Origin of the sequence: Halalkalibacter sp. AB-rgal2 (assembly GCF_041821005.1) — a bacterium.
GTDB lineage: Bacteria > Bacillota > Bacilli > Bacillales > Bacillaceae_D > Halalkalibacter.
Genome location: NZ_JBGUAV010000007.1, coordinates 91,058 through 106,288, shown reverse-complemented (window position 1 = coordinate 106,288; position 15,231 = coordinate 91,058). Strand labels below are relative to the sequence as shown.

Here is a 15,231-nt window from a genome sequence, read left to right as displayed (position 1 = left end):
GAAACGAATTTGAACAAGTCACATTTTACGAAGAAACTCATGCATCGCCTTAAATCAGATCCTATTCTTGATTGGGCTGCAACTTTGGCTTACTATTTTATGCTTTCAATCTTTCCATTGCTTATTTTTATTCTTGCACTTGTTCCATACTTTCAATTTGACACAGATGGCTTACAACATTTTATTACCGACTATGTTCCAAACGAATTGGCTGATATTCTTTTTACGACCATTTTTGAAGTAGTCAGCGAACCACAAGGCGGTCTGCTTTCATTTGGGATCCTTGCTACTATTTGGTCTGCATCAAATGGAATTAATGCCCTTATTCGAGCAGTAAACAGATCCTATGATGTAGAGGAAACTCGAAATTTCTTACAGCTTCGCCTACTTTCTATTGGCTTAACGATATCGATGATCTTTGTTATTGTTATCACTCTGTTATTACCTGTTTTCGGAAACTTGATCATTACAACATTGGATCGTTTCTTCTTTCTTCCTGATGAAACGACAACGGTATTGAAAATGCTACGTTGGATTATTGGAATTTCATTAATGTCCTTTCTTCTCATGATCATCTATCGATTAGCACCAAATGTGAAGTTAACTTTTTCGCAAGTATTAATAGGATCCTTTGTAGCAACAATTGGCTGGCAGTTTATTTCAATTGCATTTTCAACTTACATTAGTCAATTTGGCAATTTCTCAGCTACGTATGGGAGTCTTGGTGGAGTCATTGTTCTTATGCTATGGTTCTTTTTATCTGGTATCATTCTTGTTGTGGGCGGGCAAGTGAATGCTGTCTTATATGAATTGCACAGAACAAAGAGAATTTAACAAAAAAGCTAGTAAATTTCATATTAAACGTATAAAACAAGAGAAAGTGGTCATGATGGTAGCAGGAAAGTAGCAATAAGCATTGAAAATAAGGAGATGAAAGACAATGAATAAAACTGAACTCGTACAAGCTGTAGCTGAGCGTTCACAAATATCAAAGAAGGATGCAAACACCGCAGTTAACTCTGTTTTTGAGGTCATTTCAGAAACGTTATCTTCAGGTGAAACGGTTCAATTAATCGGATTTGGTAATTTTGAAGTTCGAGAGAGAGCGGCAAGAAAAGGGCGTAATCCGCAAACTGGTGAGGAAATTGACATTTCAGCGACGAAAACCCCTGCCTTCAAAGCTGGCAAACAGTTGAAAGAAGCCGTTAAGTAAACGAAAGAGGCTGGGACATAACTAAAGTGTCTATCTGGAAACCCGAACAAAAGATGAACGTAGCGGATGAAATATACGTAGACTCCTGCGGGATGAAAAGCCAAGGGTGAGACCCCGCAGTGCGAAGCACGAGGAGGCTCACCGGCTTCCCGCGGAAAGCGAAGTATATTTCAGGAGCGGTTTACGTCCTCCATCTATCATTGTTCGGCTTTTCTTTTAGTTAAACCACTTTTGTCCCAGCCTCTTTTCTAGTTGTTATTCATTCTCTGCAATTTGTTCAGGTAAATCACGAGTCACGTACGTTCCGGCAATAAAGTCGTGAATACTACGCTTATCTTGACGGAATGCGACCATTAGACCACTAATAATAAATAACAGCCCAATTGATACAACGTAAAGAACTCCAGCAACGACTGTTCGTAAAATCATCGCTCCAATCCCCAATTTCGAGCCATCTAATTTCACAATACGAACACCACAAATACGTTTACCAACTGTAAAACCAAACCAAACGACTGGAAGTACTAGCATATATGCAAGGTTTCCAATTCCTAAAATCGTATCTTGTAAAGATTGTTCTTGAGTATAAATAATGATATCCTCAAGATTAAATATCACCACATCTGCACCAGGTAAAGGTATAAGTAAAAAGATAACGAAAAATACAATGTTAAGAAAGATACCGTCAAGAATACTCGCACCTACGCGAATCCAAAATCCTGCTGGGTTTTGTGCCATTCTATAAACCTCCTATATTATCAAACTGTTCTTATTATACAAATTAATGGAATTGAATGCCACCATTTTTGTAAAATCAATTGTCAACCTAATAAATAATAAGGTTGACAATTGATCTTTTCCATTTTATTCTACTATAGAGCACAGACAAGGAGGTGATTATAATCAAACAGACATTTCAAACAAGACAAATTGTATACATCGCTTTATTCGCTGCATTAATGACCATCGGTGCAAATGTCACATCTTTTCTCGTTATAGGTTCTGTGCCGATTACTTTGCAACCGTTTTTTGCGATGTTGGCAGGAGCATTACTAGGAAAACGACTAGGATCTATTTCCATGATTGTTTACATTGCCGTAGGATTAGTTGGTTTTCCCGTGTTTGCACAATTTAGAGGTGGACTTTCTACCTTTGTCAGTCCAACCTTTGGTTTTTTGCTATCATTTATTATTTTAGCGTTTATAGCTGGATGGATCATCGAGAAGAGCAAAGAGAAGAAAATTGCAACATTTTTCATCGCGTGCTTTGCTGGTCTATTAATCAATTATTTACTTGGAACAAATTATATGTACGCTAATTTAAATTTGTTAGCAGATGGAGAAGCGGTCAGCTATGGGACCGTTTGGGCTTGGATGGCAGCCCCCTTTGTAAAGGACTTTATCTTTACTTGCTTTGCCGCTATATTAGCAAAGCGAGTTTACCATATGGTTCAATTATCAAATCCAACAAGTCGATCAAAAGCTGCTTAAAGCCCTTGAATTGGATACATGGCAACGAAGAAGACGTTACATAAGCATAAAAGCTTGGGTGAAGAGAGCTTTCCCTTCATCCAAGCTTTTACTTATCAGTATGCTTACGCTTCTTCCACATTCTAATCTGAACTCATGATCGATTTCAGTTCTCCTAATTCAATAATGAACTTGCTTCAATTGAAAAGGACGAAATGAAATACTCCTCACCTTCACGTTCCATATCAACATGAACCGTTAAGTAATCAATTGCAGGGTAGCCTAGCATACCAAAATGGTGCTGACCGTATGGACTATTTTCATCAAAATATAGGACTGGTGCATTCTCCGCTATCACTCTTGCTTTGTTTCCTTCTATTGATATGTTCAAATCCTCCTCGAGAATCATTCTAATCCCGGGATTAAATACAGTGCTTCGCAGAGTTGGGTAGTATTCAGCTTGAGTTCTCTCATTTAAATATTCCTGGAGCTCATCATTGTACACATATTTCCCATCTTTAAATTCATACAATTCTCCTAAAAGCTGGTTTTTTCCTTCGTCAGTCATTAATGGCTCCAATACCTCATTTATATCATTTTCTGTATGGAAATTCTCATTAAGGAACACTCCATCTTCCTTAATATGATAGCTAAAAAGGACTCTTATTTGCTCAAAGAATTGATCAAATTGTTTAATGATAACCTCTTCCTGCATGGAATTTGTTTGGCACCCAAATAATACTAAGCTGATCAATAGATATAAACATACTCTTCCTTTTTTCATTACATTCATCCCTTTAATTTCTCTCTTTATATAAACGAATGAAAGAATCATATAGTTTCATAATTTTTAAAAATAACTGACGGTTAGTTTTACTTCCTCAAAAGGGTGCGTGCCCCCCCATTCCGGAAACGGCTTCGAAGCGACTTCTCATGACGACCATGCTCTCTGACCATAAAAAAACCTGCCGACTATCTCGATGTTGCGAGACGTTATCGACAGGCAAGAATGCCCTCATGATAAGGACGTTCTTCATTTTAAGAACGAATTATTCGAATGCAGCAATTTCCTCTTCTAGTAGGTCTAACATTGCTGCACCATCTTCACCAACAGTGTCACGGAATTCATCACGAATTGGCAGTGCTAATTCACGGAAAGCTTCACGCTCTTCTTCCGTTAATGTAATAACCTCTGTTGGATATTCTGTATCATCAATAATTGAGTCTAAATAGGTTTCATTCATTCCATCTTGTAAGTCAAATACAATTGGTTGCATCTCTTCAACAGTCTCATCAATTAACGCACGGACGTTATCAGGTAATTCATTGTAAAAATTAGGATTTACTGTTGTCATAGCTACATAATTATTATGGTTAGAAATCGTCATGTGATCTTGTACTCGGTGGAATTCAGCATCTTCAATGAAGAAGATAGGGTTTTCTTGTCCATCACGATTTCCACGATCAAGAGCTAAGTATAGCTCACCCCAGCTTAACGGAGCTGGATCAGCACCATACGCTTCATAAGAGCTCATAATTAATGGAGACTCTTGTGTACGCATTTGGAAACCATTAAAGTCATCTGGTGTACGTAACTCACGGTTACCAGTCCATTGCATCGCACCTTCAGTAAAGAATGCAAGTGGCTTAATGCTTTGTGCTTCATACATTTCTGCTAAGTGAACATTTAATGCTTCACTCGTATTCAAAATTTCTTGTGTTGTCTCTAAATCATCTGGGAAAAGGAAATGAAGAGCAAACACTTGACCCTCGGGAACCATTCCACCTGTGAAACCAGGTGATACAATTGCAAACTCAACGTCTCCCATTTGAAGTGACTCTACTTGGTCAACCTCTGTAGCTCCACCAAATGCACCATATTCCCAGACGTCCATTGTAATTTGTCCGTCTGATTTTTCTTCTAATAGATCAGCAAATTGCTGCGCATATTCATATTGAACTTGGCCGTCAACTTCTTCAGTAACGAAATCCCAATGATACGATTCTTCAATAGCTGCACCATCTGAGCCTTCATCAGCAGGAGTTTCATCGCCATTCGTATCAGGATCTACTGGATCTTCTCCTACATCGCTATCCGTATCTTCTCCTCCACACGCTGCTAATGCAACTGAAAGAGCACCTGCTACTGCAAAAGCTTTCCAACCTTTTTTCTTGAAAAACATCTAATTCCCCCTATAAAAATATAGTTTTATTTTAAAGAAACGATCACCTAGAGTAAAAATAGGGATATTTCTTCAAATAATATAATCAACACCGCTGCTATTAACAACATAATAATATACGGTGGCGTTCCTTTAATAACATCTAAGTATGATTTGTTAAATACCGCACTAGCTGTAAATATATCGACTCCAAATGGAGGTGTCGCAGAACCTAATGCCGCCTGGAATACAATGACAATCCCTAAATGAATAGGGTCGACACCAGCCGCAATGGCTGCAGGATAAAAGATCGGTGTCAAAATTAAGATTACGACAATCGGATCGACAAACATACACCCTACAAAGAAGAATATCGCGACAATTAATAATACATATAAAGCCGAAGGGTCATTGCCGAGAACCGTTTCTGACAACATTTGCGGTATACGTGCTCTTGCGATGACATAAGCGAAAGCTTGCCCTGCTGCTACTAAGATAAATACAGCAGCTGTCACTAATCCAGTAGACAATGCAATTTTTGAGATATCACGTATTTTAATCGTTTTAAAAATAAGTACTTCAAGAATAAGTGCATATAAAACCGAGACCCCAGCTGCTTCAGTTGGACTGAAGTAGCCTAAATAAATACCACCAATAATAATAACTGGGAAACCAAGTGGCAATAGAGCTTTTACAGTAAATTTCCCTCTCATTCGCCAAGGTAGCTTTTCTCCCAATGGGATATTAAATATTCTTGCGTGAATATAACTGTAAATAACAAACAAAGATAATACTAAAATACCTGGACCAATCCCGGCGATGAATAAATCCCCTAATGATACACGAGGTGCAGATAAAGCATAAATAATCATGCCAATACTTGGCGGTATTAATAGTGCAACATCACTAGCATTTATAATTAAAGCGATAGCACTTGAATCCTTGTAACCAACCTTCAATAGCCTTTCCCTCATGGGTCTACCGATTGCTACAACTGTTGCTTGGGTAGAACCTGAGATAGATCCAAACAACGTACAAGTAGCCGCTGTCGTAATCGCATAACCACCTCGAATATGTCCAACAAATGCTCCAACAAAGTCAAGTAACCGTTTAGATGTCTTTCCGGAAGACATAATATCCGCAGCAAAAATAAACAACGGAACGGCTAGTAACTCAAACGAGGAAATACCATTTATCATTTGTTGCGCTAAAAAGGAAGGATCTACAGGTAAGAAAAATAACACAGCAATGATCGAGGCTACAAATATAGGAATCATCATCGGAAATCCTAAAAAAAGTAAAATGATCATTACGATTAGCATAGTTGCTAGCATATATTGTTCCTCACAGTCTTTATAGATTCAGAATATTAAGAATAATCTTTCCGTTCCTGTGCTAAATACACGTCTTTTTCTTTAATATTAATCCACATATTTCGAATAAACTGAATACTGCCAAATATGAAACCTATCGGTACAAAAAGCGCAAAAATATAAGCAGGTAATTGCATGGCAGTAGTTACTCGACCAGACTCGTACAACGCCTGAAAGTAGCTAAAGCTAAACCAAGCCAATACCAATAACGTCAACGCTGTTACAGCTGGTATAAAAATGGCTAGTGCCTTTCTAATTGGGAAAGGAGCTAAGTCATAGAAAGCCGACATGCTAATGTGCCTTCCTTTTCTAGCTGCATAGCTAATCCCTAAAAAAGTAGCAATTATAACAGCAAAATTACTAACTTCCATTGAAAAAGCCCAGCTTGATCCTGTTATCGTTCGACTTAACATATTTCCAATAACCATAACGGCAATGGTTATTATGGCATAGCTAAGGATCCATTCTTCTATCTTAATCACCCATTGATCAAGCTTTTTAAGAACTCCCAAAAGACTTTCTCCCCCTCTCTTCAAACGTCACTAATATAAGTGTAAACGTTTAAAGCAACGATATATATTATGATACAGAATTCACAAACTACGCTCAAATGCGAAATATTGGCTTAACATCGGATAACATTGCATATTGCTGTATGAGACAAAGTCATACAACTGAGCTAAAAAGATACTCTTCTCAGCATCTAAATAATCCCAAATACTCCTTATTCATATTGAAATATTTGGATACGACATAAAAACACAACTATATAGCCAGCTTTAAACCCCTCTTTCCCTCTATTTGGACTCAACACCCAAATACACGACTTTATTATATGTATGCGACTTCTTTCAAGAAAAGACAGGCAAATAAGACTGTGCTATAATAAAAACTTAAAGAATTCTTGATGCTTCTAAGATCTTTTTCTTTAGTAAAACAATAGAAATATCCATATATTAAAGTTAAGAACCGAATTTATCAGATAGATGCGAAAGGACGTATATGCACTTATGGAAATATTCCAAAACTTCCCTTTGTGGGCTTCACTGTTTGCTATTGGGTTTGCCCAATTTGTGAAAGTTCCATTAAATTTCATAGCAACACGAAAGATTGAATGGTCATTATTAACGAGTACTGGTGGAATGCCAAGTTCGCATTCTGCTGCTGTTACATCGTTATCAACAGCGATAGCGCTCGAATTCGGTCTTGATTCATCAGTCTTTGCGATCGCTGCTGTCTTTGGAATTATTGTCATGTTTGATGCAACGGGAGTTAGACGACACGCTGGCTACCACGCCACTGTCATTAATCAGCTCGTAACCGATTTTAATAAACTATTGTCTGAAGTAAAAACGTGGCAGAAAAAAGAAGAAAATGAAAAAAGAAAAGAGCTTAAAGAGCTATTAGGACATCAGCCAATTGAGGTTTTTTTCGGAGCATTACTAGGAATTATCCTCACACTCGTATTACACGCGATCGTGCATTAAAAAAAACGAACTGACTTTTCTTATATTAAAAAAAGAGGGAGATACAGCAATAATATACCGTATCTCCCTCTTTTTTATTTTAAAATTCCATTTGATTACGAAATACTTGAACCGTTTCCTCTTCGTTCATATCGATTAACTCTTCTTCTGACAGCTGTCCTTCACCTTTCTTTACTAGATAAACATCCACTTCCTTCTTTCCCCACTGATCATACACATCGCTAACAGTCTCATAGTAAAGATCGATTTTATTTCCTCTTATAGCAGAGCCTGTATCTGCTACAACTCCATACCCATAACCTGGGATGAACAAAATGGTTCCAATCGGATAAATACTTGTATCTGCTGCAATCGTTGAATAAAGATCTCTCTTCACTTGTACGCCAGAATACGTAATGCCATAGCCTGGATGATCGGGGTTTTTCCCTGTCGATTCATACCCTGCTGTATATCCAGTTGCTACAACACGATTTGAAGGGTATTGTGACCAGTCTATCGCGTCTTCCAAAGAAACAGGATCTGACTCCACAACCTCTTGAGACATTGCCTTCTCGCTCGTTGATAAAAAAGGTAAAGATCTTAATGATAAGGACGACCGTTTTTCACCACTGTCTCTTGCTGTATGTAATTCTTCATCTTGAGAATTTTTCACTTGTTCGTAAATCCATCGTTGCAGCTCAGCCGCACTCACATTGGAGAAGGTTTCAAACGTCGTCAATACTGCTGTCATAAATAGCACAAACACAACTAAATTTCGACTTAACGTTTTGATAAGTACCAATCGATTTCACTCCTCTCATGAAATCATCATCCCCAGAAGTAAAACGATTTATACGTAGAAAACAAAAATTAACATGTGCTTTCCCTTATAAGTACTCTTTAGGCAAGCTTAAATCCACTGTCGTATAGCCAGTTAGTTCAGTGCCCGATTTCAGATGCGTGCCTCCCATCTCAAGAGTGATCTGCTTTACTCTTTCTTTCAGAAAGAATTCCGCTTACATTTCGGGCTAATCTTCAACACAAAAAAGAGTACAGCAAAGTTTCCTCTACCATACCCTTTCTACTAAAACATCTGATAGCCACGAACACGAAGCATTTTAATCACTACACCTGAAATGATGGCTCCAGCAAACCCGCTTAACAAAATAATCAAATCGACAGGCTGCAATGAAAACACGCTTTCCCCAATAGACGAAAACGCCATCGCAGGCTGTGTAACATACTCAACTAAACGAGCATCATTTACAATCCATATAATGATAAGAGGATAAATAATCGCCATAATCCATGTTGAGCGTAAAATCATATTTAATAAAAAACCTATCCCAAAAAAGAGAACTAGGAATAGCACAATTGAAATAATTAATTGTGGTATACTCACCCATTGCACCCCCAATAGTACCTTTTCTAATTTAATCAGCATTTAAAATGACAGTCAATAAAATATGTTATGAACAAATTGTTACATTAAGTAAACGTGCCAGCGTCTTTTCTTATAAACGTTGTGTGGAGCCGTTACAACGGGTTTTTAGTGTTTCTGAAAGTGAAGTTCTTTCAGAGACACGCGTGGCGTGCTATGCCAACGCCCTTCATTGGATTTTCTCGTTAACTTCTTCGCCTCTTCTCACACTTGCCGCCTCAAAATTTATACATTTTTATTTTGTAACGTACAGAGAGCCAAGTTCACACGTACGAATATTGTTAGAAAAATGGCGTAAAAGGGAGTACCTCTTACGCCATTTTCATCACATTCTATTACATTGGGTTCTTACCGCGTTTTAGGACAAGTCCCGGTCCGCCTAATAAGAATAAATAACGATTATCAATCATCTTTTTCATAAAATTAGCAGTTGATCCAAATAACTTTTTCGATCCTACAACTCCAATTGCTTCTTTCCCACCTAATGAAGCAACAGTTCCTTTAATCTCTGGAGTAAATGATTGTAGTGAGCCTCCATCCATTAATGCTTTTATATTGTTTGCACAGGTTTCAGCCATTTGCATCGCAATTTGAGCAGTTGGAGGATACGGACGATTAATCTCTTCATTAATGATTAGCGCACAATCACCAATGACAAATACATCTTCATGACCCGGTGCGCGTAAATCTGGCTCGACTTTTATACGACCACGCATTGCTTCAAAGCCAGATTTTTCAATAATTGAGCTGCCTCGAACTCCAGTAGCCCAAACGACTGTCTCAGCTTTAATTTCATCACCACTAGCAAGAATGACGCCAGACTCTGTCACTTCCTTAATTGGACAGTTGATCTTGAATTCAACTCCTCGACTCTCCAGTAGGTTCATTGCATATTCGACAAGCTCTGGATCAAAGCCAGGAAGTGCTGTTGGTGCTGCCTCAATCACATACATTTTCACTTTTTCTTGAGGAATATCGTATGTTTTGCAAAGCTCTGGAACACGCTCAGAAAGTTCACCAATAAATTCAATACCTGTGAATCCAGCTCCTGCAACGATAAATGTTAGCAGCTCGTCCTTCGTTTCAGATAAATTGTTATACTTAGCAAATTGATATTCAATATGTTCCTTTACTTCACGAACACCGTTTACTGTCCATTTGCAATAAGCATACTCATGAACACCCGGAACACCAAATGTCTCTGCTTCAGAACCTAATCCAACAACAAGGTAATCATATTCTAATTCACCTTGCTTTAAAACAACTTTCTTCTCTTCACGTTTAATTTCTACAACTTCATCTTTTACAAAGTTAATCTTATTTAAATCAAGAACGCTATCAATCGGCATACGAGTACGATCAGCTGATAATGTACCTGCTGCTGGTTCGTGTAACCATGTCGTTTGATAATGGTAATCGTGCTTATTAACTAGTGTAATATTAGCATCATGGCCTACCTTCTTTGATAAACGAGCTGCCGTAATCATACCACCATATCCGGCACCTAAAAGGACAATATTGGGCTTCTTCAACAAAATCACTTCCGCTTTCTGTATAGATTTTCATAGAGAATTGCAACGAACTTTTTTGTGAATAATTTCACGAATAAAAACAAAGAAATAGTTTGTCAGATAATCTCGCAAAGAATTCACTCAACACAGTACTATAATATGTGTTTTCTTGACATATTTCAACTACTTTTTTAAACATTTAAATAAATATCATGACATATTTTCTTATATTTATCCTACTCTTAATGTAAGCGGACTCAATGAGGAATATTCATAAGAGGTTCTCCTTACTTTCTTTCTTTTTGTTTCTATTTGTGCATATAATAATTGATATGAATACTCGGAGGTGACCTAACATGTCAGATTCAACAAATATGTATGATATAACGATTATCGGAGGGGGCCCTACTGGGCTTTTCGCTGCTTTTTATGGAGGAATGAGACAAGCAAAAGTCAAAATAATTGAAAGTATGCCACAGTTAGGAGGACAACTATCTGCCCTCTATCCTGAAAAGTATATTTACGATGTTGCTGGTTTTCCAAAGGTTCGTGCCCAAGAGCTAGTTGATCGCCTTGCTGAACAAGCAAGTCAATTTAAGCCAACGATTGTATTGGAGCAGGCTGTCCAAGAATTGATTAAACAAGAAGATGAATCTTATATTATCCAAACAGACAAAGATACTCACTTTACCAAAGCTGTTATCATTACAGCAGGTGCTGGTGCTTTTCAGCCTAGACGGTTAGAAGTAGAAGGAGCCAGTGATTACGAAGGAAAGAATTTACACTATTTCATTCGAGATTTGAGTGCCTTCGCAGGACAGAACGTAATTGTATGTGGTGGGGGGGATTCCGCAGTCGACTGGTCATTAATGCTTGAACCGATCGCTAAGGAAGTTACTCTTATCCACCGTCGTGACAAATTTCGTGCTCATGAGCACAGCCTAGACCTGTTAAAGAAATCAAACGTGAAGGTCTTAACACCGTTTCAAATCCAAGAGTTAATTGGTGATGGAGAGGCGATTAATCAAGTCAAACTCGCTGAAATCAAAGGGAGCCAAACACACACATTAGATGTCGATTCTGTCATTGTTAATTTCGGCTTTGTTTCTTCTCTTGGCCCAATCAAAAAATGGGGACTAGACATTGAGCGAAATGCTATCAAGGTAAATACAAAAATGGAAACAAACCTTCCTGGTATTTATGCTGCAGGTGATGTTTGTACATATGAAGGTAAGGTTAAGTTAATTGCAACTGGCTTTGGAGAGGCTCCAACCGCGATTAACAACGCCAAAACATACATCGATCCAACTGCAAAAGTTTTTCCTGGACATAGCACAAGTCTTTTTTAAAAGTGTGATGAGGACTCGCTACAGTGGTTTGAGCTCTTTCTGAAAGTGTGTGACGTAAAGAGAGAAGCTATCCTAGAATCCACTTAACCCCAAATTGATTAAACTCTTATATAAAAAACGTGACTACCTCTATGGATAGCCACGTTTTTTTACGTATTAACATTCCTCTGGTTTACCAGCATTAGTTGCTGTTCTGAATGATGAACCACAACCACAATTAGCAATTGCATTCGGATTATCAATTGTGAATCCGCCGCCCATCATATTTTGCTTATAATCGACGACTACGTCTTTCACTATAGGAATACTGTCTTTATCAATTAACACATCTAATCCATCAATGTTAAATTGTTCATCATCTTCCGTCTTTTGATTGTCAAAACCCATACCATATGAAAGACCACTACACCCTCCACCTTTCACTCCAAAACGGAGCATAAGGGTGTCATCACCTTCTGCTTCTTTCATACTTAAGATTTGACTCACGGCGGATTCCGTTATTTTAATCATAACATCCCTCCTCCTAACACTATTTCTATTATACGTCATTTACTCCTTGCCTCTCAAGGAAGACGACTTCATTTTATGGAACAGCATCAATGATTGTTTAACTGAGAAGTTGTATTGTTGATCATCATTAATTCATTATGCGTATGATCTAACTTCTGACTGTATTGTAGGACAATAGGGTGATTCATTCCATATACTTTAGCAGCATCAATCATCTTATAACGTAGGTCCTCTATTTTCTTAAAATAGGCTTCATGGGTTACATTACACATCCCTATCACCTCTCCCCAAATACTGTTTCATCAGCTACCTTTAGTTTACAAAACTAACAGTTGGAACGCAATAAATACCAATACAATTCCATATTTTTACGAACGATTATGTTACAATGCGGAATAGATGTCTTCCTTTCATTCACTTCAAACTAATAGTATAATAGAAATAAGAGCTTTCTACACGTCAAAGATATATTAATTATTTCGACATTGAGAGGGTGTAGCCCTCTTTTTCTGCATAAGTTTCTAAATTAATTTAATATGGAAACAACATTTAAGGCTAAAAATGAATTTCTAGAGATGGGGGAACCGATATATGAGCATCATGTTAACCGACACAAAATTAGAAGCAATTGCTGAGAAAGTCCATAACCAGGTTCGTTTAAGTATGGAAGATGGTTTGTACCTATTTGAATCACCTGACCTTCTTGGTATCGCACAACTAGCTAACCAGGTGAACATACAGAAAAATGGCCAAAGTGTTTATTTTATTGAAAATATGTACATTAACCCAACAAATGTATGCGAAGCGAACTGTGGCTTTTGTGGCTTCAAACGAAAGCCAGGACAAGAAGGCGCCTATACGATGGATGAAACGGCATTATTAGAATATGTTGAGCAACGCTGGAACGATAACATTCGTGAATTCCACATCGTTGGTGGCCATAACCATGAGCTTCCCTTTGATTACTATTTAGACACCATTCGCACATTGAAAAAGCATTATCCACACGTAACAGTAAAGGCATATACAGGTGCTGAAATTGAATTTTTCGCTAGAATTTCAGGATTATCAATGAAGGAAGTTTTAGAAGAATTGATGAAAGCTGGACTTGACACACTCCCTGGTGGTGGTGCAGAAATCTTAACGGAACGCTACCGCGCTAAGATGAGTCCGGAGAAGGCATCAACCGATCAATGGCTGGAAGCTCACGAAATTGCTCATGGACTTGGCTTACAGACACATGCTACTATGCTCTATGGTTCAATTGAATCGATGGAAGAGCGTCTTATTCATATGGATCGTCTGCGTCAACTTCAAGATCGCACGAACGGCTTTATGGTCTTTATACCACTAGCAATGCAGCCACGCAGTGTAAAAGCTGGTTTAAAACGCCGCACTAGTGCGTTTGATGACATGCGCACACTAGCAATAAGTCGTCTGATGCTTGATAATTTCGACCATATTAAAGCATATTGGATTAACATCGGTGTTCAACTAACACAAATGGCATTAACATTCGGTTCAAGTGATATTCATGGAACATTAATTGAAGAGCGTATCTCTCACTCTGTTGGCGCTCTAACCTCTCAAGGAATTACACGTGAGGAACTCATATATCTTATAAAAAGCGCCGGCAAAACACCTGTTGAACGAGATACATTCTACAACGTCATTAAAGAGTATTAGTAAGGAAACCGCACAGCGGATTCTTACTTGCGGCATGCTGAGCCGGTATATAGGGTTGGGCCTTTTTCAGAAAAGCGGGTAACGAGCTGAGCCGACGCCCTTCTCTGAATCCACCTACCTCCTTAAAATTACGCAGCACTTATAATTCCTGTTACTAAAGAGGCCCAAGTGGTATACTCCCCTTGGGCTTTCATCTATGATTATTTACGTTTAAATACCCCTTCACAAATCACTTCTGCTCCACCTGTCATAAGTACGTCCCCATCCTCAGTCCATGTAATCCGTAAATCGCCCCCTAATAAGTGGACAACAACCTCTTCCCCTTTTTGACAGTGTCCATTTAGTACAGAAGCGACAACAGCTGCACACGCTCCAGTCCCACATGCTTGTGTAATCCCAGATCCTCTTTCCCAAACTCGAAAGTGAAGCTCATGGGCGGAGACAACTTCAACAAATTCAACATTTACCCAATCAGGAAAGCGTTCATCCTTCTCCATTAATGGTCCAATTGTCGAAACAGGAGCTCGATCAATATCATCGACATACATAACTGCATGAGGGTTCCCCATTGAAACAGCCGTTACAGCTACAGTTTCTACACCTACTGAAAATGGTTCATCTACTACTTGTTCACTAGGTCCTCCAAGCATCGGAATACGTTCCCGATGCAAAATTGGTTTGCCCATGTTAATTGTGACATTTGTGACACGCCCCGCATCCACATGTACTTCAGCTTCCACAAGTCCTGCTAGCGTCTCAATTGTAAAGGTCTCCTCTGTCACATAATCGTTTTCATAAGCAAACTTCGCCACACACCTTAACCCATTTCCACAATTTTTTGCTTCTGAGCCATCGTTATTAAAAACCCTCATTTTAACCGGTGCTTGCTCTGATGGTGCTACTAAAATAAGTCCATCAGAGCCAATTCCCTTATTTTTATCAGCGACTTCAATCGCAAGCTTTGGTAGTTCCTCTTCATTTAATGACTGCTTAAACACATCAACATAAACATAACTGTTTCCAAGTCCATGCATCTTTGTAAATTGCATGT

Annotated in this window: 17 protein-coding genes; 6 read left to right on the top strand and 11 right to left on the bottom strand. The window is 38.4% G+C overall.

Annotation, left to right across the window (positions count from 1 at the left end; translation table 11 throughout):
• Positions 1-9 precede the first annotated feature (9 nt).
• Both ACERJO_RS08025 and ACERJO_RS08020 read left to right on the top strand, forming a co-directional pair.
• Positions 10-834: a YihY/virulence factor BrkB family protein gene (locus tag ACERJO_RS08025; RefSeq protein WP_247106197.1), complete on the top strand. Its 825-nt coding sequence runs from the start codon at positions 10-12 to the stop codon at positions 832-834.
• 106 nt (positions 835-940) lie between these two features.
• Positions 941-1,213 (top strand): HU family DNA-binding protein, encoded by a 273-nt coding sequence (locus tag ACERJO_RS08020; protein ID WP_247106198.1) that lies wholly within the window; start codon positions 941-943, stop codon positions 1,211-1,213.
• Positions 1,214-1,468: 255 nt separating this feature from the next.
• Here ACERJO_RS08020 and ACERJO_RS08015 read toward each other — a convergent pair whose 3' ends face one another.
• Positions 1,469-1,951 carry an RDD family protein gene (locus ACERJO_RS08015; RefSeq protein WP_373647150.1) on the bottom strand — a complete coding sequence of 161 codons (483 nt, stop codon included), beginning with the start codon at positions 1,949-1,951 and terminating at the stop codon, positions 1,469-1,471.
• Between the two features lie 161 nt (positions 1,952-2,112).
• On the opposite strand from ACERJO_RS08015, the gene ACERJO_RS08010 reads away from it, so the two are divergent.
• Entirely contained in the window at positions 2,113-2,703 is a 591-nt protein-coding gene (locus tag ACERJO_RS08010; protein WP_373647201.1) for a biotin transporter BioY, read from the top strand.
• Positions 2,704-2,857: 154 nt separating this feature from the next.
• On the opposite strand, the gene ACERJO_RS08005 is transcribed toward ACERJO_RS08010, so the two are convergent.
• The 4 genes from ACERJO_RS08005 to ACERJO_RS07990 form a co-directional block, all read right to left on the bottom strand.
• Complete coding sequence (locus ACERJO_RS08005; RefSeq protein ID WP_373647149.1) at positions 2,858-3,466, bottom strand: hypothetical protein; 609 nt, start codon at positions 3,464-3,466, stop codon at positions 2,858-2,860.
• Positions 3,467-3,731: 265 nt separating this feature from the next.
• Positions 3,732-4,865, bottom strand: coding sequence for a TRAP transporter substrate-binding protein DctP (gene dctP, locus ACERJO_RS08000; protein WP_247106202.1), 1,134 nt, complete (start codon positions 4,863-4,865; stop codon positions 3,732-3,734).
• Positions 4,866-4,912: 47 nt separating this feature from the next.
• Complete coding sequence (locus ACERJO_RS07995; RefSeq protein ID WP_035342863.1) at positions 4,913-6,178, bottom strand: TRAP transporter large permease; 1,266 nt, start codon at positions 6,176-6,178, stop codon at positions 4,913-4,915.
• A gap of 35 nt (positions 6,179-6,213) precedes the next feature.
• Positions 6,214-6,729, bottom strand: coding sequence for a TRAP transporter small permease (locus ACERJO_RS07990; protein WP_247106203.1), 516 nt, complete (start codon positions 6,727-6,729; stop codon positions 6,214-6,216).
• Positions 6,730-7,227: 498 nt separating this feature from the next.
• Between ACERJO_RS07990 and ACERJO_RS07985 the strand changes: the two genes are divergently transcribed.
• Positions 7,228-7,704, top strand: coding sequence for a divergent PAP2 family protein (locus ACERJO_RS07985; protein WP_247106299.1), 477 nt, complete (start codon positions 7,228-7,230; stop codon positions 7,702-7,704).
• A gap of 79 nt (positions 7,705-7,783) precedes the next feature.
• Here ACERJO_RS07985 and ACERJO_RS07980 read toward each other — a convergent pair whose 3' ends face one another.
• The 3 genes from ACERJO_RS07980 to ACERJO_RS07970 all read right to left on the bottom strand — a co-directional run bounded on the left by ACERJO_RS07980 (position 7,784) and on the right by ACERJO_RS07970 (position 10,656).
• Positions 7,784-8,485, bottom strand: coding sequence for a 3D domain-containing protein (locus ACERJO_RS07980; protein WP_274169709.1), 702 nt, complete (start codon positions 8,483-8,485; stop codon positions 7,784-7,786).
• A 282-nt stretch (positions 8,486-8,767) separates the two neighbouring features.
• Positions 8,768-9,127: a YuiB family protein gene (locus tag ACERJO_RS07975; RefSeq protein WP_247106204.1), complete on the bottom strand. Its 360-nt coding sequence runs from the start codon at positions 9,125-9,127 to the stop codon at positions 8,768-8,770.
• A 332-nt stretch (positions 9,128-9,459) separates the two neighbouring features.
• Positions 9,460-10,656, bottom strand: a complete 1,197-nt coding sequence (locus tag ACERJO_RS07970; RefSeq protein ID WP_373647148.1) for an NAD(P)/FAD-dependent oxidoreductase — start codon at positions 10,654-10,656, stop codon at positions 9,460-9,462.
• Positions 10,657-10,991: 335 nt separating this feature from the next.
• Between ACERJO_RS07970 and ACERJO_RS07965 the strand changes: the two genes are divergently transcribed.
• Positions 10,992-11,984, top strand: a complete 993-nt coding sequence (locus tag ACERJO_RS07965) for an NAD(P)/FAD-dependent oxidoreductase (protein ID WP_373647147.1) — start codon at positions 10,992-10,994, stop codon at positions 11,982-11,984.
• A 156-nt stretch (positions 11,985-12,140) separates the two neighbouring features.
• Here the strand turns inward: ACERJO_RS07965 and ACERJO_RS07960 are convergent, their stop codons facing one another.
• Positions 12,141-12,494, bottom strand: a complete 354-nt coding sequence (locus ACERJO_RS07960; protein ID WP_247106207.1) for a HesB/IscA family protein — start codon at positions 12,492-12,494, stop codon at positions 12,141-12,143.
• Positions 12,495-12,580: 86 nt separating this feature from the next.
• The gene (locus ACERJO_RS07955; protein WP_247106208.1) at positions 12,581-12,766 is read right to left on the bottom strand and encodes an aspartyl-phosphate phosphatase Spo0E family protein; all 186 of its coding nucleotides are present in this window, start codon (positions 12,764-12,766) and stop codon (positions 12,581-12,583) included.
• A 319-nt stretch (positions 12,767-13,085) separates the two neighbouring features.
• On the opposite strand from ACERJO_RS07955, the gene mqnE reads away from it, so the two are divergent.
• Positions 13,086-14,180 carry an aminofutalosine synthase MqnE gene (gene mqnE, locus ACERJO_RS07950; RefSeq protein WP_247106209.1) on the top strand — a complete coding sequence of 365 codons (1,095 nt, stop codon included), beginning with the start codon at positions 13,086-13,088 and terminating at the stop codon, positions 14,178-14,180.
• Between the two features lie 200 nt (positions 14,181-14,380).
• Here mqnE and dapF read toward each other — a convergent pair whose 3' ends face one another.
• Positions 14,381-15,229: a diaminopimelate epimerase gene (dapF, locus tag ACERJO_RS07945; RefSeq protein ID WP_373647146.1), complete on the bottom strand. Its 849-nt coding sequence runs from the start codon at positions 15,227-15,229 to the stop codon at positions 14,381-14,383.
• Between the last annotated feature and the right edge of the window lie 2 nt (positions 15,230-15,231).

Coding starts and splice junctions, on each gene's coding strand:
- mqnE (WP_247106209.1), top strand. CDS start 13,086: ATGAGCATCATGTTAACCGACACAAAATTAGAAGCAATTGCTGAGAAA.
- ACERJO_RS07965 (WP_373647147.1), top strand. CDS start 10,992: ATGTCAGATTCAACAAATATGTATGATATAACGATTATCGGAGGGGGC.
- ACERJO_RS08020 (WP_247106198.1), top strand. CDS start 941: ATGAATAAAACTGAACTCGTACAAGCTGTAGCTGAGCGTTCACAAATA.
- ACERJO_RS08015 (WP_373647150.1), bottom strand. CDS start 1,951: ATGGCACAAAACCCAGCAGGATTTTGGATTCGCGTAGGTGCGAGTATT.
- ACERJO_RS07975 (WP_247106204.1), bottom strand. CDS start 9,127: ATGCTGATTAAATTAGAAAAGGTACTATTGGGGGTGCAATGGGTGAGT.
- ACERJO_RS07955 (WP_247106208.1), bottom strand. CDS start 12,766: ATGTGTAATGTAACCCATGAAGCCTATTTTAAGAAAATAGAGGACCTA.
- dapF (WP_373647146.1), bottom strand. CDS start 15,229: ATGCAATTTACAAAGATGCATGGACTTGGAAACAGTTATGTTTATGTT.
- ACERJO_RS07960 (WP_247106207.1), bottom strand. CDS start 12,494: ATGATTAAAATAACGGAATCCGCCGTGAGTCAAATCTTAAGTATGAAA.
- dctP (WP_247106202.1), bottom strand. CDS start 4,865: ATGTTTTTCAAGAAAAAAGGTTGGAAAGCTTTTGCAGTAGCAGGTGCT.
- ACERJO_RS07985 (WP_247106299.1), top strand. CDS start 7,228: ATGGAAATATTCCAAAACTTCCCTTTGTGGGCTTCACTGTTTGCTATT.
- ACERJO_RS08005 (WP_373647149.1), bottom strand. CDS start 3,466: ATGAAAAAAGGAAGAGTATGTTTATATCTATTGATCAGCTTAGTATTA.
- ACERJO_RS07995 (WP_035342863.1), bottom strand. CDS start 6,178: ATGCTAGCAACTATGCTAATCGTAATGATCATTTTACTTTTTTTAGGA.